The following is an 18652-nucleotide window of genomic DNA, read 5'->3' on the forward strand; positions in this document are numbered from 1 at the left end:
TCGTCCGGATCCCGCTCCTCGTCAGCACTGTCCCTTCCGCACCGAGCTGATGAAGCTGTGCAGTTCGCCCAGACTCCCCGCCGTGTTCGCCTCCCAGGCGCCGTGGAGCTGCGCCTTGCTGTAGTTGTAGTCGCCGTAGGTGCACCAGACGCTGTCGGTGTGGTTGGCGTACGACGCGCCCAGGTCGTCGAAGCCCTGCTGGGCGAGGTTGGGGCTGCCCAGGCGGAACGACGCGATCGCGCCGTTGCCGTCGTACTCGCTGAAGAGACAGAAGTGTCCGCTCGGGCACCGGTCGTATCCGCTGGGTGCCGCGGCCGCGGAGCCGGTCGCGAAGACCAGCGCGGCGGCGAACACGGGCGGGGCGAGGAGTCCGAGGATGTTGCGTTTCACGGGCAGCTCCGAAGAAGAGTGGGTTCACGGAGTCGTATGCCCCGGGGCTCGGCTGCCCGAGCTCCCCCACATGGCCCTACCGGAGTCCTTGATCGTCTCTCCGTACGCCCCCGCGCACGCGCCGGTGATCTTCGGGCGCCGGGCGGGGCCCGGGCCGGATCCGGGCGTCCCCGGACCCGGCTCGCGCGACGGGTCCTAGGAGCACCGGCGGCCGGTGTTGACGCAGTCCACCACCCTTCGCATCAGCCGCTGGTCGAAGACGTTGATGAAGTCGCCGTGGTCGGTGATCGGCTTGTGGAGCTGTTCGGGGAACGAGTCGACCGCGAAGCCGGGGCCGGGAGGCACGTCGTAGACGATCCTCTGGACGAGCTGCGGGATGGCGCGGAAGCCCTTGCCGCACCGTCCGCTCCTCGGGTCGGCGAAGGCCACGTGGGTGCGGTGGTTGGCGCTGTCGGTGTTCCGGCCGTCCCAGCAGCTCTGGAAGCGGAACGTCCGGACCACCTTGCTGCCCTGCGGGCAGATCGGGTACTTGTCCTTGAGCTGGCGGTTCTCGAACCCGGTGCACGACCAGGAGGCGTTGGCGTTCGCGTCGCCGTTGGTGAAGGCCTTGGCGTCGCCGGTGATGATCCGCAGGAAGCGGGGCATCGCCGTGACCTTGGAGATGGGGCTGCCGACGAAGTTCAGGGTGACCTGCGCGGGTGTCTGGATCTCACCCACGTTCTGGTCCTTGCCGCCACCGTCCGCGTTGGCATCGTTCTCGGCCTTGCCGTTCTGGAGCCGCAGCACGGGCCAGTAGTACGTGGACCGGTCGCCCTGGTTGCGGCAGGTGGTCCGGCCCCTGGCGAGGTCCTGGTCGCTCGCGAAGGCGTCGTTGGCCTGGTTGCCGACGTAGTCGTGCATGTGGTGGGCGCCGTTGCTCACGCCCGGCGCGACGATGACGTTGTCCGGGTTGAACTTGCCGTTCTGGTTCCGGCCGCAGTCGGTGACGAACGAGCCGCGCGAGCCGCCCCGGCGCTGCTGGGGGAGGTTCACATTGGGGCGTACGGAGCGGATGTCGACGAAGTCGGAGGCCTCGGGCCCGTTCCCCGACTGCCCCTGCTCGTCGCCGCCGCGACCGCCGCCGCTGGGCTCGTCGTCGGCGCGCAGGGTGCACGGCGCGAGCCCGTCGAGCGGCTCGTCCACGGACTGCCCGATCCGCTGCAGGACGGGGAGCCGCTCGTCCTTCAGCGGGGCCAGGATCTGCTGCTCGGCGAAGTCCGGGTCGCTCTCGACCCGTTCCCTGTCGTCGGCGAGCCGCTGGTAGGCGGCCGTGATCTGGCTGTCGAGGGCCGCGAGTTCCCGGTCCACGGAGTCCCGAGCCTCCTCCGGTACGTCGGTCAGCTCCTCGGCCGCGTCGGGACAGTCGATCGTCGAGACCGCGTTCCGCGCGTCGGACGGCGGCGGATCGCCCCGGCCCTCGCCGGCGGAGGCGTAGACATTGACGGCGACCAGGCCGCCCGCGCCCAGAATCAGGGCGACGGAGACGGCCACAACTCGTTTCGCGCGTGTCGAACGTTTTCGTGTGCGTCGCATGGGACTCCATACGCACGCCACGCCCCACGCGTTCAGCCCGATCGATAGCTATGTTCGTTCGACGCATCGACCGGGAGGTTGACCAGGGAGGCGGTCTCCCGCTCGCGGCGACGGGATGTCACCATGGCCGAATCATGACGGAGTCCCGGTCGCCGATACGCGCCCTGCGAGCCGCGCTTTTCGCGGCGGTCTGCGTGGTATTGGCCGCTGTGGGGCATTCGTCCATGTCTGCGCACGAGATCCCGGCGGGTTCGCTGTACGCGGCGTTCGCCGTCACGGGTGGCATCGCGTGGCTGGCGGGTGGCCGGCGGCGCGGCCCGGTGGCGATCGCGGGCGGCCTCGCGGCCGTCCAGACGGCGCTGCACCTGATCTTCTCGGCCGGCCAGGGACACGGCGGCGGCACGTCCCGCCACACGGCGACGGACCACTCCGCCACCATGACGGACGCCGCCATCACGGACCCGGCCATGGCGCACATGGCGGCCACGGACCCGACCACGGCGCACGCGGCCCTGGACCCGGCGGCGGGCCATGCGATGGATTCGGCCATGGCGATGACGATGGGCGCCGGCGGGAGCCACTCCTCCCTCGGCATGCTCGCCGCCCACCTCCTCGCCGCCGTCGTCTGCGGCCTCTGGCTGGCCAGGGGCGAGGCCGCGCTCTTCGCGCTCGCCCGGACCGTCGCCGCGCTCGCCTTCACCCCGCTGCGCCTGCTGCTTGCCGTCGTCCGTGTACCCGAGCCGCCCCGGTCCGTACGCCCCCGCCCGCGCACCCGGCGCCGTCCGCACGACGTCGTCCTCGCGCACAGCCTCTCCCGGCGCGGCCCGCCCCGGCTGTCCGTACCCCGCGCCACCGCCCTCGGAGCACACGTCTGACCCGGGGGCGATTCCCCCTGTCGACACCGACTCCTAGGACAGTCATGACCATCGACGACCTCGCGCGCCCGGAATCCGCCGAAGCGCCACCCGAGAGAACCGCCACCCGCCCCGGGACCTGGAGCGCGCTGCGCCCCCTCGTCCTGCGCCTGCACTTCTACGCCGGCGTCCTCATCGCCCCCTTCCTGCTCGCCGCCGCCGCAAGCGGCCTGCTGTACGCGCTCTCCTTCCAGGCGGAGAAGATCGTCTACGCGCACGAGCTGGAGGTCCCCGTCGGGAAGGAGGTCCTGCCGCTCTCGCAGCAGGTCCACGCCGCCACCAAGGTGAACCCCAACGGCACCGTCACCGCCGTCTGGCCCTCCGCCGAGGACGGCGCCACCACCCGCGTCCTCATGGCCGACCCCGACGTCGAGGAGGGCAAGTCCCTCGCCGTCTTCGTCGACCCGTACACCGCCGAGATCCGGGGCCAGCTCCCCAGCTACGGCAGCTCCGGCGCGCTCCCGCTGCGCACCTGGATCGACGAGCTCCACCGCGATCTGCACCTGGGCGACCTCGGCCGCAACTACAGCGAGCTGGCCGCCAGCTGGCTCTGGGTGATAGCCCTCGGCGGCCTGGCGCTCTGGATCGGCCGGCGCCGCAAGAACCGACGTGACCTCTTCGTACCGGAGCGCGGCCCCAAGTCCCGCCGCCGTACGCTCTCCTGGCACGGCACGGTCGGCCTGTGGGCGGTCGCCGGACTCGTGGTGCTCTCCGCGACCGGTCTGACCTGGTCGCGGTACGCGGGCGAGAACATCGGCGCGGTCCAGGACCAGCTGGGCGGCGCGACCCCGTCCGTCTCCGCGACCCTCGCCGGGGCGGGCGGCGGCTCCTCGGAGCACGAGGGTCACGACATGGGCGGCCACACGGCCGCCCCCAAGGGCCCGGACGTCGGCATCGACAAGGTGCTCGAGGCGGCCCGCGCGAAGGGCATCGAGGGCAAGCTGTCCGTCGTCCTGCCCTCCGAGGGCAAGGGCTACGTCGTCAAGGAGACCGACGCCCAGTTCCCCGTGCACCTCGACTCGGTGGCCGTGAACCCGGCCGACGGCGCGGTCATGGACGAGCTGCGGTTCACCGACTACCCGGTGCTCGCCCAGCTCACCCGCTTCGGCATCGACCTGCACATGGGCGTGACCTTCGGCCTGGTCAACCAGCTCGCGCTGGCCGCTCTCGCCCTCGCGCTCATCCTGCTGATCGTCTGGGGCTACCGGATGTGGTGGCTCCGCCGCCCCGGCCGCCCGGTCGCGCGCGGGGCGTGGCGGAAGGTTCCGCCGACCATGCTGCTTCCGCTGCTCGCGGTGACGGCCCTGGTGGGCTGGTTCGTCCCGATGCTCGGGCTCAGCCTGGTGGCGTTCCTGGTCGTGGACCTCGCCCTCGCCCTGGTGGCCAGGGTGAAGGCGAGGTCCCAGGCGTCGCAGGACTCCGAGGAGTCCCCGGCGGCCTGATCAGGGCGCGTACTTGTAGCCGACCCGCCGCACGGTCTGGATCGTGTGGCGGTGCTCGGCGCCCAGCTTGCGGCGCAGCCGCGCCACATGGACGTCGACGGTCCGCCCGTCGCCCACGTGCCCGTACCCCCACACCGTCGTGACGAGCTGGTCGCGGGTGTGGACCCGGTGCGGGTGGGCGACGAGGTGGGCGAGCAGCTCGAACTCCAGGTACGTGAGGTCCATCTGGGCCCCGTCGACATGGGCGACGCGCCGGGCGGAGTCGATCGTCACGGGCCCCTGCTCGTCCTCCGGGACGACGGGGGCCACCGGGGCCGCGGCCGCCGGCTGCCCGCCGGCCGGCAGCAGCACGAGATACCCGACCATCGGGGGCCGCCCGGGCAGCGTCGGCAGCGCGTGCGGCGGCGCGGGCAGCAGGGTGGCACCGGGCGGCAGGAACTCCGCTACCTGGGAGAGGTCGACGACCTCGTTGGGATCGACGGCCCGCAGTCGGTGCCGGCCGGGGCGGAGCGGCGTGAGGGGAGCGGTCTGGGCGGTCTGGGTGTGGGCCATGGCAAGCTCAGCTCTTTCGCGCGAGACGGAGAGAAGACGAAGACGTACGACGTCGTTTCGCGCGTCGGCCGAAGGCCGGGACCGGTTCACACACCGGTCGGGGCGTTAGAGGGCCGACGCGTTCCTCACGCGCCGACAGCACCGGTCGAAGTCGTGGTGCTGACGGGAAGGCCAGAACGGCTCGAGGTCGAAGCGACCTGTCGCGGTGTCGTTCTGGGTGATGGCCATATCCCTACTCTACTACTCGGGAATACCCGCGACGACCCCCTTACCGGCCGCAACGCCGAAAGGGCGCCCCACCGTTCGACGGTGGGGCGCCCCTTCGGGACAGCGGGTGCGGATCAGACCTGGCCGGCCTTCTCCAGGGCCTCGCAGCAGGTGTCGACCAGCAGGCGGGTCACCGTGTACGGGTCCACGTTCGCGTTCGGGCGACGGTCCTCGATGTAGCCCTTCTGGTCCTGCTCGACCTGCCACGGGATACGGACCGAGGCGCCGCGGTCGGAGACACCGTAGGAGTACTCGTCCCACGGGGCGGTCTCGTGCAGGCCCGTCAGGCGGTCGTCGATGCCGGCGCCGTAGTTCTTGACGTGGTCGAGCGGCTTCGAGCCCTCGCCCAGCGACTTGGCCGCGGTGATGATCGCGTCGTAGCCCTCGCGCATCGCCTTCGTGGAGAAGTTGGTGTGCGCGCCCGCGCCGTTCCAGTCGCCCTTCACCGGCTTCGGGTCGAGCGTCGCCGAGACCTTGAAGTCCTCGGCCGTGCGGTAGAGCAGCCAGCGCGCCACCCACAGCTGGTCCGCGACCTCCAGCGGCGCCAGCGGGCCGACCTGGAACTCCCACTGGCCCGGCATGACCTCGGCGTTGATGCCGGAGATGCCCAGACCCGCCTTCAGGCAGTTCTCCAGGTGCGCCTCGACGATGTCACGGCCGAAGATCTCGTCGGCGCCGACACCGCAGTAGTAGCCGCCCTGCGGGGCCGGGAAGCCGCCGACCGGGAAGCCGAGCGGGCGCTCGCCGTCGAAGAAGGTGTACTCCTGCTCGATGCCGAAGATCGGCTCCTGCGCGGCGTACTTCGCGTAGACCTCGGCCAGCGCGGAACGCGTGTTGGAGTCGTGCGGCGTCATGTCCGTGTTCAGGACCTCGCACATCACCAGCACGTCGGCGCCGCCGCGGATCGGGTCGGGGCAGACGAAGACCGGCTTCAGGACGCGGTCCGAGGCGTGGCCCTTGGCCTGGTTCGTGCTGGAACCGTCGAAGCCCCAGATGGGCAGCTCCTCCAGGGAGGCGCCCGAGCCCGGCATGATCTTCGTCTTCGAACGAAGCTTGGCGGTCGGCTCGGTGCCGTCGATCCAGATGTACTCAGCCTTGAAGGTCACGGGCCTCATCCTTTGGCGTGCTGCTGCTGCGGGGAGCGTGCTGCGGCTCGCGACGCTGCGAGAGCTGCGGTGGTGTGTGTCTGTCTGTCTGCGCGCAGCTTGGCAACACGGGATTTCCCGGTCGTTGCCCGAATGTGAACCCCGTGTTACTCAGCTTTCCTGTGTTTCACGGACCCGTCGTGCGGTGGCGTGGACGTCGAGCAGCGACGCGAATCCGGCGTTCTCGACCCGCCGCACGAGCTCGGCGTACGACGTTCCCAGCGCCTCGGCCGTCCGGCCCAGGTGCCAGTCGCACTCCGCGAGCCGGCGCAGGAGATGACCGCGCCGGATCTGGTTCTCGGACAGCCGGAAGGTCTTCAGGTACACCGTCCGGCCCTTGTGGTCGGCGATCAGCTCGCCGATGTGCTGCTCCTGACCGCCCCGCAGGAACGGCGGAAGGAACCGGTACAGATCGTACGAATCCATCCGGTACACGCGCTCGTAGGCGTACGAGGTCTCCAGCAGGTCGCGCGCCATGAGCCCGTCGTGCGCCTCCGCCCACGCACGCTCCTGCGCCCGGGCCGCAGCCCGCAGATCGGCGAGCGTACGGACGGAGCCCGCCCCGTCCCGGATGCGGGCCGTGAACTCCGGCACCTCGGCGCCGTAGAACGCGTACTGGTGGATCAGCTCCCCGTACAGGTCCTCGATCAGCGTCGGGTGGAGCGCGCGGTAGTCCTGCGGGTGGGGCACGACGAACGCGGCGGCCAGGGAGTCGGCCACGTACAGCATGAGTCCGCACTGCCCCGGGTGGATCTCGAAGACCCGCAGCGCCTCCGCGAGCCCCGGCACGCTCCACCCCGCGTACGCCGCCTCGGCCCGCGCCGAAAGCCCCTGGCGGACCGCCTGCTGGGACCACTCGTCCCAGACGACGGAAGGCCCGCCGAAGTGGAGCGCCAGATACCCCTCCAGGGCGAGGTGCAGAGGCAGAAAGCGCAGCCGCTTCTCCGCCCGCCCGTCCTTGCGACGGCGCTTGGCGAGCCGGTGGTGAGGGGTGCGGCGCACGGGAACGGCGGGCGGCGCGTCGGCCCCGAGCCGGGTGCCGTACGCGGCCGCCTCGCGCTCCTCCCCGGACCAGTCCGCGACGAAGCCGTGCGGGATGTACGAGGTGTAGGTCGTACGGTCCCCGAGGTCGACGGAGTCTCCGTACGCCTGGGGTCCGTACGCCTGCCGGTGGAGCCGCAGCCCCTCCACCGGCTCGGCCCGCACCAGCGGTACGAGTCGTACCCCGCCCCACACCTGCGCGGGCCGGACCTCCAGACCGGTCAGATCGATCCGGGTCACCGTCGCGCCTCCTTCAGGAACAGCTCCACCCGCCGGTCCAGATAGGCCAGCAGCTCCGCGAGCCCCGTCCGCCCCTCCGCGAACTGGGCGACCTCCACGAGCGCCGCCAGGTCCTCCGCGTCCCGGATCCCGGCCGTCGGCACGCTCGGCGCGAGCCGGCGCACGTCGAACCCGTCCGCGTCGTATACGGGGTTCACATGAATGGCGCTCGTCCGGCGCTCCGGATCGAGCCGGGTCCGCCAGACCCGCAGCACCTCGCCCGCGAGGCCCGGCGGGGCGTTGTCCCAGCCGTCCGAGACGATCACCAGACGGTCGGGGGCGCGGCCCTCGGGGCTCTCCAGGGCGTCGAGGATCCGCGTCCCGAGCGGGGTCGGCCCCCAGGGGCGTACGAGCAGCGGATCGGTGGTGCCCGAGGTCCAGTGCGCGGTGTACGCCCCCGGCGCGGCGAGCGCGTCGAGGAGGAAGTGGCAGCCCAGGGCCACGGCCAGCGGCCGGCGCCGCTTCACGGCCGAACCGGAGGCGGAGTAACTGTCGTCGAGCACCGCGGCGACCCGCCCCCACGTCCCGGCGTACGGCCCCGCGACCCGGTGGGCGGCAGCCCGCAGCGCACCCGTCAGCTCCTCGCGCCGCGCGACCCTCTCCCCGAAGGGGAGGGAGAGGACGTAGAGCGCGAGCCGGGTCAGCGGCATCACGGTCAGGTCGCGGGCGCGCTCCGTGCGCAGCCGCTCCAGGCGGGTCATCCGGGGCGCGATCCGCTCCAGGAACACCTCGCGCGGGACGCCGTGCCGGGCCGCGAACCCCTCGGCGACGGTGAACGGCAGCTCGTACAGCGCCCCCTGCTCGTAGTGGGCGCGCCGGAACGCGTCCAGGTACGGGTGCTCGTAACGGACCCGGCGACCGGGCCGGAAGAGGAAGTCGCCGCACTCGGCTTCGGGGAGGGGAAGGTGGGTGTGGCGGGCGGTGGCCTTCAGCCCGGCCCGGTACTTGACGGCGTCGTGACCGAGGTCGGCGCGGCCGGCCAGCCAGTCGCGGACGATCGCGCGCGTGCGGCGGTTGTTGACCTTGGCGGCGCGCAGGGCGCGGAAGAGCCGGTAGACCCGCTGCGGGGGCAGCGCGGCGAGCCGGGCGGCGATCAGCCGCCCCTCGGCCCGCTTCTCGTCCGCCCCACCGGTCTCGTCGGCGGTGCGCAGCAACTGCTCCACGATCGTGGCCGCGTTGTGGTCGTTGATGTCGAGCGCGAGCGCGGCGGCGTACACGGGCCGGTAGTTGACGCGGACGTACTCGTGCAGGAAGGCGAGCGAGAGCCGCTGCTCCCCGGCGGACGACCGGAACTCCCGCTGGCCGGTGGAGGTGACGGCGGCGTTGACGAAGAGCAGGACGTCCTCGGCGGCGATGAGGTCGGCGTACGTCTCCGTCATGAGGTCCTCGCAGGGGTGGGGTCGCCGGCCGGGGAATGGGGGAGCGAACAGCGAAAACGTTGCTTCAAAGGCAGGTCCCGGAAGTCGCACCGGAGTCCCGCGGCCGGCGGAGGCAACGTAACACCGAGGCGGGGCGGGAACGCCACCGGATTTCCGCCGGGGGACGTTGTCGGAGGGACACGGCAGACTGGCCCCATGAAGATGCGCATCGGACTCCTCGGCACGGGCCCCTGGGCCGCACGGACGCACGCGCCGGCGCTGGCCGCGCACCCCGGTGTCGAGTTCGCCGGGGTCTGGGGCCGGAGGCCCGAGGCCGCGGCCGAACTGGCGGCCGCCTTCGCCACGACGGCGTACGACGACGAGGAGGACCTCTTCGAGTCCTGCGACGCGATCGCCTTCGCGCTGCCCCCGGACGTCCAGTCCCCGCTCGCGCTCCGGGCGGCGGCGATGGGCCGCCATCTGCTCCTGGACAAGCCGGTGGCGACGACGGTCGAGACGGCGCGCCAGGTCGCCGATGTCGCGGACCAGGGCAGGGCCGCCTCGGTCGTCTTCTGCACGCTCCGCTTCGCGGAGCCGACGGCCCGCTGGATCGACGAACAGGCGGCGGCGGGCGGCTGGTTCCTGGGCGAGGCGCACTGGCTGGGCTCACTCTTCGCGCCGGGCTCCGCGAGCGCGTACGCGGCCTCGCCGTGGCGGCGCGAGAAGGGCGGCCTGTGGGACGTGGGCCCGCACGTCCTCTCGGCGTACCTCCCGATCCTCGGCGACGTCACCGAAGTGACCGCCGCCCGGGGCCCGGCGGACACCCACCACCTGGTCCTGCGCCACACCTCGGGCGCGAGCAGCACGGCGACCCTCACCCTCTCCGCACCCCCGGAGGCGGCGGAGGCCGCGATGACGCTGTACGGGGAGCGGGGCCGGGTGGAACTCCCGCGCTGGGACGGCGCGGTGGACGCGTACGGCCGGGCGATCGACGCCCTGATCGAGGCGGCCCGGACGGAGAAGCCCCACCCCTGCGACGCCCACTTCGGCGCCCGGCTCACGGAGATCCTGGCGCAGGCGGAGGCCCAGGTGACGGGCTCGTCGGCCTAGGGCGAGCAGGCCCACGTCCCCTACCTCACGCCGGCTCCTCCGGGGCCATGAGCTCCCGTACGCCCGTAAGGAACCGCCGTACGGCATCCACCTCGCCCGCGTCGAACTCCCGGAGCAGGGCCACCGTTCCGTCGATCAGCGGGCCGAAGGAGGCCCGGCCGAGCTCTTTGGCGCTCTCCTCGACGCGGAGCAGCACGCGGCGGCGGTCGCGGCTGTCCCGGACGCGGGCGAGGTGGCCGAGCCGTTCGAGACGGTCGATGACGGCCGTCGTCCCGGCGGAGTTGAGGCCGAGCTGCGCGCCGAGCCATCCGGCGGTCGCGTCCGTCCCCGCGCGCTCGGCGTCGAGCAGACAGATCAGGGCGCGGAGGTCCGTGGCGTGCATGCCGTTGCTTGCGGCGAACTCGCCCTGGCGCAAGCCGTATTCGACCGTGACCGCGCGCAGCAGATGGAAGATGCGCAGCTCCGGTGAGTCTGTCATGCGCCGCCCCTTCGCCGTATTATCTCGCTCAGCGAGATTATCGCCGAGCGAGAGGTCTGCGCCATGCCCAAGGCCACCGTCCCCCTTGCCTTCCTCGCCGCCTACGACGCCGAGCTCGCCCGGTGGCCCGCCGGTACGACCACCTCCGAGCGGGTGACGGCGTACGGCACGACGCATCTCCTCAGCCATGGCCCCGCGGGCGCCCCGCCCGTCCTGCTCCTGCCGGGCGGCGGCGCCACCGCCACCGGCTGGCACGCCATGGCCGCCGCGCTCGGCCGGACCCACCGGGTCCACGCGGTCGACCTGATCGGAGAACCGGGCTGTAGCGTCCCGGCGGCCGGCAGGCCCCTCCGTACCGTCGACGACCTGACGGCCTGGCTGGGCGCGCTGCTCGACGGCCTCGGCCTCGACTCCGCCGCCTTCGTCGGCCACTCCTACGGCGCCTGGATCGCCCTCCACCACGCCCTGCGGGCCCCCGGGCGCGTCGACCGGCTGGTCCTCCTCGACCCGACGAACTGCTTCACCGGCTTCAGCCCGCGCTACCTGCTCCGCGCCCTGCCCATGCTGCTGCGTCCCACTCCCTCCCGGACCGACGCGTTCCTGCGGTGGGAGACGGGCGGCGGCGCCGAACTCGACCCTGGAGGGCGGCGGTTGCTGACGCTGGCGGCCGACTTCCCGAGCACCCGCCCGGTCACGGGCCCCCGCCCGGCGCTCGCCGCCCTTGCCACCCTGAAGCCGCCGACGCTCCTGCTCCTCGCGGAGCGGAGCCGGGCCCACGCCGTGGCCGACGTGGCGGCCCGGGCGCGGGCCACCGCCCCGCACGTGGAGACGGCGACGCTGGCGGGGGCCACGCACCACACGCTGCCGGCGGGCGCGCCGAGGGGGACGTACGAGCGCGTGGCGCGCTTCCTGACGACCGCGTGACCCGTCAGCGGGACAGCGCGTCCCGCACCGCCTCATCGCTCCGCCCCACCACGGCCGTACCGTCGTCGGCGGTGATGATCGGCCGCTGGATGAGCTTGGGGTGGGCGGACAGGGCCTCGATCCACCGCTCACGGCTCGCCTCGTCGCGCGCCCAGTCCTTCACGCCGAGCTCCTTCGCGACCGCCTCCTGGGTCCGCGTGATGTCCCACGGTTCGAGCCCGAGCCGCTCCAGGACGTCCTTGATCTCGGCCGGGCTCGGTACGTCCTCCAGGTAGCGCCGGACGGTGTACTCGGCGCCCTCCTCGTCGAGCAGATGCAGCGCGCCACGGCACTTCGAACAGGCGGGATTGATCCAGATCTCCATGGCCCCAACGGTACCCGGCGCGCGCCCGTCCAGTACCCCTCAAACCCGGTCTGAACAGGGGCGATTGTCAGTGGGGGCGCCTAAAATAGGGGGTGAAGGTGAGGGTCCCGGGGAGGGCCCGCACCCCGCATTCGCCAGGAGGTCGCCCATGGCACTCGCCGTGATCCGGACACCGTCCCTCGAACCCTGGAAGCCCCTCCAGAAGCAGCCGCTCCCCGCGGGCCGCCCCCGCGAGTGGTACGTGAGCCACAACCGCCGCCTGAAGGCCATGCGCCTCGCGATCGTCCTGCTCGACGCGGGCGTTCACGACCCGGCGCGGGCGAGCAACGACAAGATACGCACGACGGCGGAACTCATCGGCATCCACCCGCCCTCGGACACCACGTGCCGCATGGTCCGCGCCCTGATCCGCTACGGCCGCTGACCGGAGAGGAACACCGGAGGCCCCGGAGCGCAGCCACGCGCTCCGGGGCCTCGCCACGTCACTCGCAGCCGACGCCGTCCCCGTCACGGTCGAGGTGACGTCCGTAGCCGGGCTCCCCGACGTGAATCGGATCGGCACCGGCGGCTCGCACGGCGGCGCAGTTCTGGTAGTACACGTTGTCCGGCTCGTCCCGCGTGGGCTCCGGAGCGGGGGTCGTGCGCACGGGCTGAGGCTTGGGCTTCGGGGACACCGTCGGCTTGGGTGTCGCCTTCGGCGACTGCGTGGGACGCAGTACGGTCCCGGTGGTGGCGGGACACGTCGTACCGGGCGCCACCAGATCGACATTCGGATCTGCAGTCGCCGGCACGAGCCGGGCCCCCGCAGCCGGCCCCTGGAAGCAGACGATCCAGGTCGCGTGGTCCGCTGGCAGGCTGACATCGGTGTACGCACTGCCCGCCCGCAACTCCCCGTCGATCAGCGCCTCCACGGCGGCCTCGGCGTCCGAGAACGCCTTGCCGACGACGTTCGGCATCACGACATCGGCGCTGGGCGAGGGAGTGGGCGACGGGCTGACGGCCGTCGGCGGGGGCGTCGGGCTCGCCGAAGCCACCGTCTTCGCCTTGGCGTCGTCGTCCTTCTTCTCCGCCGGCGGGTCGCCGAAGAACGGCAGCAGGAACCAGATCCCCGAGAGCGCGGTGGCCAGGATCTTCTTCGGGCCGCTCCACGGACTCAGCCAGGCCAGCGCGATCCCCGCGGGCGGCAGCACGACCAACGCCGCGATGACCAGCGCCGGATGCTGCCACCACCGCCGCCGCACCGGCGGCGGCACCTGGGTCCCGTAAGGGTTCGGGTACGGCTGAGCAGGCTGATTCGGGTACACGGCGGCGCTCCTCGCAGCAGGGCCACTCCGAGGAGCGGCAGCAAAATGCGAGGGAATCGTAAACACCAAGTGAAGATCGCCGCACAGGTGTTGCACAAATTGAGACACGCGGCCGCGCACAACGCGGAGGCCCCGCCACTCTCCGGGGAGAGCGACGGGGCCTCGTGCAGCGGTGTGCCGCGTCCGGCTTAGAGGTCGAAGTACAGCTCGAACTCGTGCGGGTGCGGGCGGAGCTGGATCGGGGCGATTTCGTTCGTGCGCTTGTAGTCGATCCAGGTCTCGATCAGGTCGGAGGTGAAGACACCGCCGGCCTGCAGGTACTCGTTGTCCGCCTCCAGGGCGTCGAGGACCGCCGGGAGCGAGGTCGGGACCTGCTGGACGTTCGCGTGCTCCTCGGGAGCCAGCTCGTACAGGTCCTTGTCGATCGGCTCCGCCGGCTCGATCTTGTTCTTCACGCCGTCGAGGCCCGCGAGGAGCAGCGCCGAGAAGGCGAGGTACGGGTTCGAGGACGGGTCCGGCGCGCGGAACTCGACGCGCTTGGCCTTCGGGTTCGAGCCCGTGATCGGGATACGCATGGCGGCGGAGCGGTTGCGCTGCGAGTACACCATGTTGACCGGGGCCTCGAAGCCGGGCACCAGGCGGTGGTACGAGTTCACCGTCGGGTTGGTGAAGGCGAGCAGCGACGGGGCGTGCTTGAGGATGCCGCCGATGTAGTAGCGGGCGGTGTCCGAGAGGCCCGCGTAGCCCGTCTCGTCGTAGAACAGCGGGTCGCCGTTGGCCCAGAGCGACTGGTGGACGTGCATGCCCGAGCCGTTGTCGCCGAAGATCGGCTTCGGCATGAAGGTCGCGGTCTTGCCGTTGCGCCAGGCGACGTTCTTCACGATGTACTTGAAGAGCATCAGGTCGTCGGCCGCGGCGAGCAGCGTGTTGAACTTGTAGTTGATCTCCGCCTGGCCGGCCGTGCCGACCTCGTGGTGCTGGCGCTCGACCTGGAGGCCGACGTTCTCCAGCTCCAGGGAGATCTCCGCGCGCAGGTCGGCGAAGTGGTCGACCGGCGGGGCCGGGAAGTAGCCGCCCTTGTAGCGGACCTTGTAGCCGCGGTTGTCCTCGACCGCACCGGTGTTCCAGGCGCCGGCCTCGGAGTCGATGTGGTAGAAGCCCTCGTTGGCCGTGGTGTTGAAGCGCACGGAGTCGAAGACGTAGAACTCGGCCTCGGGGCCGAAGTACGCGGTGTCGGCGATGCCGGTGGAGGCGAGGTACGCCTCGGCCTTCTTCGCGATGTTGCGCGGGTCACGGCTGTACTGCTCGCCCGTGATCGGGTCGTGGATGAAGAAGTTGATGTTCAGCGTCTTGTCGCGGCGGAACGGGTCCAGGCGGGCCGTCGACAGGTCGGCGCGCAGCGCCATGTCGGACTCGTGGATGGCCTGGAAGCCGCGGATCGACGAGCCGTCGAAGGCCAGCTCGTCGGACGGGTCGAACGCCGTCGCCGGGATCGTGAAGTGCTGCATCACTCCCGGAAGGTCACAGAAACGGACGTCGACCATCTTGACGTCATTGTCCTTGATGAACTTCTTGGCCTCGTCGGCGTTCTGGAACATCCAACTCCTCCTACTCCCGGCCCGGGGAGGGGCGGGGTTGCAAGCTCGTTTTGTGCGGCCAGTGCGGTGGCACACGCTGGACCCGACCATAGGCAGGGGGGATTTCTCAAGCGTGACCCATTTGTTTCGCCCAAGTTAACCGGCCCGGGTGTCGCTCCGCCCCTCGGCGCTCCTCGGCCACCCGGGCCGAAGTGATCAAAAACGGGCACAGTACCGTGGACGCGTGGACAACAGGGAAGCACTCGGATCATGGCTGTCCGGCCCCCGCGCGGCGGCCGAGAACGCAGGCGTCGACTTCGGTTACCGCGGTCAGCAGCTCGGGCTCCCCGAGGAGGGGCCCGGTTCGATCGCCCGCCCCGGCCGCCGGATCGGCGCCCTCGCCGTCGACTGGGCCCTCTGCATGGTGATCGCATACGGCCTCGTCACGGACGGCTACAGCCAGGCGACCGGCAACTGGGCGCTCCTCATCCTGCTCGTCCTGAGCGTCCTCACGGTCGGCACCATCGGCTCCACCCCGGGCAAGCGGATCTTCGGCCTCCGGGTCGCCTCGGTGACCGGCGGCCGGCTCGGCATCCTGCGCGTCCTCCTCCGCAGCGTCCTCGTCTGCCTCGCCATCCCGGCCCTCATCTGGGACCGCGACGGCCGCGGCCTCCACGACCGCCTCTCCGGCGCCGTCCAGGTTCGGATCTGACACCGTAGGACCAGGCATACGAAGAAGGGGCACCCCGTACCTCCGGGGTGCCCCTTCTTCGTCACAGACTTCTCAGAGGGTCAGCGCATCTTTCCGCCGCGCGGCATCCGCATGCCCTTCGGCATCGGACCCTTCGGCAGCGGCATGTTGCTCATCAGGTCGCCCATCGCCCGCAGCCGGTCGTTGGCCGCCGTCACCTGCGGGCCCGAGAGGACGCGCGGGAGCTTCAGCATGGTCGTACGGACCTTCTTGAGGGGTACCTGACCCTCGCCGTTGCCCACGATGATGTCGGTGACCGGGACGTCCACGACGATCCGGGCCATCTTCTTCTTCTCGGCCGCGAGCAGCGGCTTCAGCCGGTTCGGGTTGCCCTCGGCCACCAGCACGATGCCCGCCCGGCCGACCGCGCGGTGCACGACGTCCTGGCTCTTATTCATCGCGATCGCCGGGGTCGTGGTCCAGCCGCGCCCGACGTTCTGCAGCACCGCCGCGGCCGCGCCCGGCTGGCCCTCCATCTGGCCGAAGGCCGCGCGCTCGGCACGTCGTCCGAAGATGATCGCCATCGCGAGCAGCGCCAGGATGAAGCCCAGAATGCCCAGGTAGACCGGGTGACCGATCAGGAAGCCGATCGCGAGGAGGACACCGAGTACGACGATGCCCACGCCCGCGACGACAAGCCCGACCTTGGGGTCAGCCTTTCGGGTCATCTTGTACGTGAGGGCGATCTGCTTCAGTCGCCCCTGGTTCGCAGCGTCACCGCTGCCCGTGTTTGCCTTCCTCGCCATGTCCTGAAGTTTACGTGGCCCGGGAAGCGCGGCCAGCCACGGCCTCCATCACATCCTGGGCCTCGACCCTGTCCTTCGCGCGGCGGCGGTCCTCCAGGACCGACGTCCAGGCGTTGCGGCGGGCGGTCCGCTGGCCGCCGGCGAGCAGCAGCGCCTCGACGGCCTTCAGGGCGTCGGTGACGGACGGGATGGCGGTGGCACGGACATGTGTCGCGGCCTGCATGACGGGGTCCTCCCTCAAGCATGGATGAGATGAGGTGGGGGGTGGAGCGGAGTGTGGCGTCCCGCTGTGGCGGTGAGTGAAGCCAGGCTCACAGATTGGTGTTACCAGTGCGTGACCCGGCGGTCAAACACTGATGAAACGTTGATGGGGCCATCTGTACGCCTCCGGAAACGCTGACGCGGCCCGTACGACCCCCTGAGCTGGGGGGTCGTACGGGCCGCGGCGATTCCGGCCACTACCTGCCGGTAACTACTTGTGCGCGAATTCACACGCGCTGCACGGTGGCGAGGATCAGACCGCCTGGGTCGCGTTGTCGACCTCGCCGCGCTTCTCGATCGCCTGCTGGTACAGCCGGCCCGCGCGGTACGAGGAGCGCACCAGCGGACCCGACATCACACCGGAGAAGCCGATCTCGTCGGCCTCCTCCTTCAGCTCCACGAACTCCTGCGGCTTCACCCAGCGCTCCACGGGGTGGTGCCGGACCGTGGGACGCAGGTACTGCGTGATCGTGATCAGCTCGCAGCCGGCCGCGTGCAGCTGCTGGAGCGCCTCGCTGATCTCCTCGCGGGTCTCGCCCATGCCGAGGATCAGGTTCGACTTCGTGACCAGACCGTAGTCACGGGCCTGGGTGATGACGTCCAGCGAGCGCTCGTAGCGGAAGCCGGGGCGGATCCGCTTGAAGATCCGCGGCACCGTCTCGACGTTGTGCGCGAAGACCTCGGGGCGCGAGGCGAAGACCTCGGCGAGGAGCTCCGGCACCGCGTTGAAGTCGGGGGCGAGCAGCTCGACCTTCGTACGGCCGTCGGCGCGGGCCGCCGTCTGCTCGTGGATCTGGCGCACGGTCTCCGCGTACAGCCAGGCGCCGCCGTCCTCCAGGTCGTCGCGCGCGACGCCGGTGATGGTGGCGTAGTTCAGGTCCATCGTGACGACCGACTCGCCGACGCGGCGGGGCTCGTCACGGTCGAGGGCCTCGGGCTTGCCCGTGTCGATCTGGCAGAAGTCGCAGCGCCTCGTGCACTGGTCGCCACCGATGAGGAAGGTGGCCTCGCGGTCCTCCCAGCACTCGAAGATGTTGGGACAGCCCGCCTCCTGGCAGACCGTGTGCAGGCCCTCCTTCTTCACGAGGCCCTGCATCTTCGTGTACTCGGGTCCCATCTTCGCCCGGGTCTTGATCCACTCGGGCTTGCGCTCGATGGGGGTCTGGGCGTTACGGACCTCCAGGCGCAGCATCTTGCGTCCGTCGGGTGCGACTGCGGACACGACCGGCTCCCTGTAGCTTCGATTCTTCGGCGCACACCAGGGTACGCCCGTTGTTCATGCGGTTTTGTTTACGCTTGGCCAACCTGTGGCCAGGGCCCGTCATTCCCCAGGGGCCCCGAGGGGTTCCTAGGCGGAGACGGCCGCGGGCGCGGGCTCGCGCTCCGGGACCTCGCGCGCCTTCAGCTCCGCGTTCTCCAGGACCTCGGCGAGGTGCCGCTCGACCACCGGCAGGACGTCCTCGATGGTGATGTCCCGGTCCAGCTCGTTCGCGAGCGAGGCGACGCCCGCGTCGCGGATGCCGCACGGGATGATCCGGTCGAACCAGGTGTTGTCCGGGTTCACGTTCAGCGCGAAGCCGTGCATGGTGACGCCCTTGGCGACCCGGATGCCGATCGCCGCCAGCTTCCGGTCCTCGCGGCGCTGGCCGGCGTTGGACGGGGCGTACTCGGGACCGTTGAGGCGCGGGTCGAACTCCTCGTCGGTCAGCCGGGGGTCGAAGTCCAGGGAGAGCCCGCCGAGCGCGGGGCGCTGCTCGACCGGGTCGCCCAGCACCCACACTCCGCTGCGGCCCTCGATCCGGGTGGTCTCCAGGCCGAACTCGGCAGCCGTGCGGATCAGTGCCTCCTCCAGGCGGCGGACGTGCGCGACGACGTCCACCGGGCGGGGCAGCTTCATGATCGGGTAGCCGACGAGCTGGCCCGGGCCGTGCCAGGTGATCTTGCCGCCCCGGTCCACGTCCACCACGGGCGTCCCGTCGAGGGGGCGCTCGCTCTCCGCCGTACGCCGGCCGGCCGTGTACACGGGCGGGTGCTCCAGGAGCAGGCACGTGTCCGGGACCTCGTCGGCGAACCGGGCCGCGTGCACCTCGCGCTGCTTGTCCCAGGCCACCTGGTACTCGACGGCGTCCTCGCCGAAGCCCAAGCGGACGAATCGCAGCTCACTCACGGCAATGCCT

20 protein-coding genes are annotated in these 18652 nt (G+C 71.3%); 6 read left to right on the forward strand and 14 right to left on the reverse strand.

What is annotated here, in order from left to right; translation table 11 throughout:
- Nucleotides 1-21: 21 nt before the first annotated feature.
- Together ACWCO8_RS30030 and ACWCO8_RS30035 are read right to left on the reverse strand one after the other, a co-directional pair.
- A complete protein-coding gene (locus tag ACWCO8_RS30030) occupies nucleotides 22-390 on the reverse strand; it encodes a peptidase inhibitor family I36 protein (protein WP_451034903.1) in 369 nt (122 codons plus the stop codon).
- 195 nt (nucleotides 391-585) lie between these two features.
- Nucleotides 586-1962, reverse strand: a complete 1377-nt coding sequence (locus ACWCO8_RS30035) for a DUF1996 domain-containing protein (protein ID WP_451034904.1) — start codon at nucleotides 1960-1962, stop codon at nucleotides 586-588.
- Between the two features lie 224 nt (nucleotides 1963-2186).
- On the opposite strand from ACWCO8_RS30035, the gene ACWCO8_RS30040 reads away from it, so the two are divergent.
- Together ACWCO8_RS30040 and ACWCO8_RS30045 are read left to right on the forward strand one after the other, a co-directional pair.
- Nucleotides 2187-2837 (forward strand): hypothetical protein, encoded by a 651-nt coding sequence (locus ACWCO8_RS30040; protein ID WP_451034905.1) that lies wholly within the window; start codon nucleotides 2187-2189, stop codon nucleotides 2835-2837.
- Between the two features lie 44 nt (nucleotides 2838-2881).
- The gene (locus ACWCO8_RS30045; RefSeq protein ID WP_451034906.1) at nucleotides 2882-4318 is read left to right on the forward strand and encodes a PepSY-associated TM helix domain-containing protein; all 1437 of its coding nucleotides are present in this window, start codon (nucleotides 2882-2884) and stop codon (nucleotides 4316-4318) included.
- Here the strand turns inward: ACWCO8_RS30045 and ACWCO8_RS30050 are convergent, their stop codons facing one another.
- The 4 genes from ACWCO8_RS30050 to ACWCO8_RS30065 form a co-directional block, all read right to left on the reverse strand.
- Nucleotides 4319-4870: a winged helix-turn-helix domain-containing protein gene (locus ACWCO8_RS30050; RefSeq protein ID WP_451034907.1), complete on the reverse strand. Its 552-nt coding sequence runs from the start codon at nucleotides 4868-4870 to the stop codon at nucleotides 4319-4321.
- Nucleotides 4871-5211: 341 nt separating this feature from the next.
- The gene (gene glnII, locus ACWCO8_RS30055) at nucleotides 5212-6243 is read right to left on the reverse strand and encodes a glutamine synthetase (RefSeq protein ID WP_451034908.1); all 1032 of its coding nucleotides are present in this window, start codon (nucleotides 6241-6243) and stop codon (nucleotides 5212-5214) included.
- Nucleotides 6244-6393: 150 nt separating this feature from the next.
- The gene (locus tag ACWCO8_RS30060; protein ID WP_451034909.1) at nucleotides 6394-7563 is read right to left on the reverse strand and encodes an ARPP-2 domain-containing protein; all 1170 of its coding nucleotides are present in this window, start codon (nucleotides 7561-7563) and stop codon (nucleotides 6394-6396) included.
- Nucleotides 7560-8981 (reverse strand): hypothetical protein, encoded by a 1422-nt coding sequence (locus ACWCO8_RS30065; protein WP_451034910.1) that lies wholly within the window; start codon nucleotides 8979-8981, stop codon nucleotides 7560-7562. Before ACWCO8_RS30065 ends, ACWCO8_RS30060 begins: the two co-directional genes overlap by 4 nt.
- Nucleotides 8982-9176: 195 nt before the next feature.
- On the opposite strand from ACWCO8_RS30065, the gene ACWCO8_RS30070 reads away from it, so the two are divergent.
- The gene (locus ACWCO8_RS30070) at nucleotides 9177-10070 is read left to right on the forward strand and encodes a Gfo/Idh/MocA family protein (RefSeq protein WP_451034911.1); all 894 of its coding nucleotides are present in this window, start codon (nucleotides 9177-9179) and stop codon (nucleotides 10068-10070) included.
- A gap of 25 nt (nucleotides 10071-10095) precedes the next feature.
- Here ACWCO8_RS30070 and ACWCO8_RS30075 read toward each other — a convergent pair whose 3' ends face one another.
- The gene (locus tag ACWCO8_RS30075) at nucleotides 10096-10548 is read right to left on the reverse strand and encodes a MarR family transcriptional regulator (RefSeq protein WP_451034912.1); all 453 of its coding nucleotides are present in this window, start codon (nucleotides 10546-10548) and stop codon (nucleotides 10096-10098) included.
- 63 nt (nucleotides 10549-10611) lie between these two features.
- Here ACWCO8_RS30075 and ACWCO8_RS30080 point away from each other — a divergent pair, with 63 nt between their 5' ends.
- The gene (locus ACWCO8_RS30080) at nucleotides 10612-11472 is read left to right on the forward strand and encodes an alpha/beta fold hydrolase (protein ID WP_451034913.1); all 861 of its coding nucleotides are present in this window, start codon (nucleotides 10612-10614) and stop codon (nucleotides 11470-11472) included.
- Between the two features lie 4 nt (nucleotides 11473-11476).
- Here the strand turns inward: ACWCO8_RS30080 and ACWCO8_RS30085 are convergent, their stop codons facing one another.
- Nucleotides 11477-11836, reverse strand: a complete 360-nt coding sequence (locus ACWCO8_RS30085) for an arsenate reductase family protein (protein WP_362013496.1) — start codon at nucleotides 11834-11836, stop codon at nucleotides 11477-11479.
- Nucleotides 11837-11984: 148 nt separating this feature from the next.
- Here ACWCO8_RS30085 and ACWCO8_RS30090 point away from each other — a divergent pair, with 148 nt between their 5' ends.
- Nucleotides 11985-12260, forward strand: a complete 276-nt coding sequence (locus tag ACWCO8_RS30090) for a hypothetical protein (protein WP_362013494.1) — start codon at nucleotides 11985-11987, stop codon at nucleotides 12258-12260.
- A gap of 58 nt (nucleotides 12261-12318) precedes the next feature.
- Here ACWCO8_RS30090 and ACWCO8_RS30095 read toward each other — a convergent pair whose 3' ends face one another.
- Together ACWCO8_RS30095 and glnA are read right to left on the reverse strand one after the other, a co-directional pair.
- Nucleotides 12319-13140, reverse strand: coding sequence for an excalibur calcium-binding domain-containing protein (locus tag ACWCO8_RS30095; protein ID WP_451034914.1), 822 nt, complete (start codon nucleotides 13138-13140; stop codon nucleotides 12319-12321).
- Nucleotides 13141-13328: 188 nt separating this feature from the next.
- Nucleotides 13329-14738 carry a type I glutamate--ammonia ligase gene (gene glnA / locus ACWCO8_RS30100; protein WP_362013490.1) on the reverse strand — a complete coding sequence of 470 codons (1410 nt, stop codon included), beginning with the start codon at nucleotides 14736-14738 and terminating at the stop codon, nucleotides 13329-13331.
- 223 nt (nucleotides 14739-14961) lie between these two features.
- On the opposite strand from glnA, the gene ACWCO8_RS30105 reads away from it, so the two are divergent.
- Nucleotides 14962-15429, forward strand: coding sequence for an RDD family protein (locus ACWCO8_RS30105; protein WP_362013488.1), 468 nt, complete (start codon nucleotides 14962-14964; stop codon nucleotides 15427-15429).
- Nucleotides 15430-15509: 80 nt separating this feature from the next.
- Here the strand turns inward: ACWCO8_RS30105 and ACWCO8_RS30110 are convergent, their stop codons facing one another.
- The 4 genes from ACWCO8_RS30110 to lipB all read right to left on the reverse strand — a co-directional run bounded on the left by ACWCO8_RS30110 (nucleotide 15510) and on the right by lipB (nucleotide 18642).
- Nucleotides 15510-16214: a DUF4191 domain-containing protein gene (locus ACWCO8_RS30110; protein WP_362013486.1), complete on the reverse strand. Its 705-nt coding sequence runs from the start codon at nucleotides 16212-16214 to the stop codon at nucleotides 15510-15512.
- Nucleotides 16215-16224: 10 nt separating this feature from the next.
- Complete coding sequence (locus ACWCO8_RS30115; RefSeq protein WP_362013484.1) at nucleotides 16225-16437, reverse strand: SCO2195 family GlnR-regulated protein; 213 nt, start codon at nucleotides 16435-16437, stop codon at nucleotides 16225-16227.
- 291 nt (nucleotides 16438-16728) lie between these two features.
- Complete coding sequence (gene lipA, locus ACWCO8_RS30120; protein ID WP_362013482.1) at nucleotides 16729-17697, reverse strand: lipoyl synthase; 969 nt, start codon at nucleotides 17695-17697, stop codon at nucleotides 16729-16731.
- 126 nt (nucleotides 17698-17823) lie between these two features.
- Nucleotides 17824-18642 carry a lipoyl(octanoyl) transferase LipB gene (gene lipB / locus ACWCO8_RS30125; protein WP_451034915.1) on the reverse strand — a complete coding sequence of 273 codons (819 nt, stop codon included), beginning with the start codon at nucleotides 18640-18642 and terminating at the stop codon, nucleotides 17824-17826.
- Between the last annotated feature and the right edge of the window lie 10 nt (nucleotides 18643-18652).

The organism is Streptomyces sp. NPDC001927, assembly GCF_053594455.1.

Coding starts and splice junctions, on each gene's coding strand:
- ACWCO8_RS30035 (WP_451034904.1), bottom strand. CDS start 1,962: ATGCGACGCACACGAAAACGTTCGACACGCGCGAAACGAGTTGTGGCC.
- ACWCO8_RS30115 (WP_362013484.1), bottom strand. CDS start 16,437: ATGCAGGCCGCGACACATGTCCGTGCCACCGCCATCCCGTCCGTCACC.
- ACWCO8_RS30085 (WP_362013496.1), bottom strand. CDS start 11,836: ATGGAGATCTGGATCAATCCCGCCTGTTCGAAGTGCCGTGGCGCGCTG.
- ACWCO8_RS30090 (WP_362013494.1), top strand. CDS start 11,985: ATGGCACTCGCCGTGATCCGGACACCGTCCCTCGAACCCTGGAAGCCC.
- ACWCO8_RS30040 (WP_451034905.1), top strand. CDS start 2,187: ATGTCTGCGCACGAGATCCCGGCGGGTTCGCTGTACGCGGCGTTCGCC.
- ACWCO8_RS30045 (WP_451034906.1), top strand. CDS start 2,882: ATGACCATCGACGACCTCGCGCGCCCGGAATCCGCCGAAGCGCCACCC.
- ACWCO8_RS30070 (WP_451034911.1), top strand. CDS start 9,177: ATGAAGATGCGCATCGGACTCCTCGGCACGGGCCCCTGGGCCGCACGG.
- ACWCO8_RS30050 (WP_451034907.1), bottom strand. CDS start 4,870: ATGGCCCACACCCAGACCGCCCAGACCGCTCCCCTCACGCCGCTCCGC.
- ACWCO8_RS30075 (WP_451034912.1), bottom strand. CDS start 10,548: ATGACAGACTCACCGGAGCTGCGCATCTTCCATCTGCTGCGCGCGGTC.
- ACWCO8_RS30080 (WP_451034913.1), top strand. CDS start 10,612: ATGCCCAAGGCCACCGTCCCCCTTGCCTTCCTCGCCGCCTACGACGCC.
- ACWCO8_RS30110 (WP_362013486.1), bottom strand. CDS start 16,214: ATGGCGAGGAAGGCAAACACGGGCAGCGGTGACGCTGCGAACCAGGGG.
- ACWCO8_RS30065 (WP_451034910.1), bottom strand. CDS start 8,981: ATGACGGAGACGTACGCCGACCTCATCGCCGCCGAGGACGTCCTGCTC.
- glnA (WP_362013490.1), bottom strand. CDS start 14,738: ATGTTCCAGAACGCCGACGAGGCCAAGAAGTTCATCAAGGACAATGAC.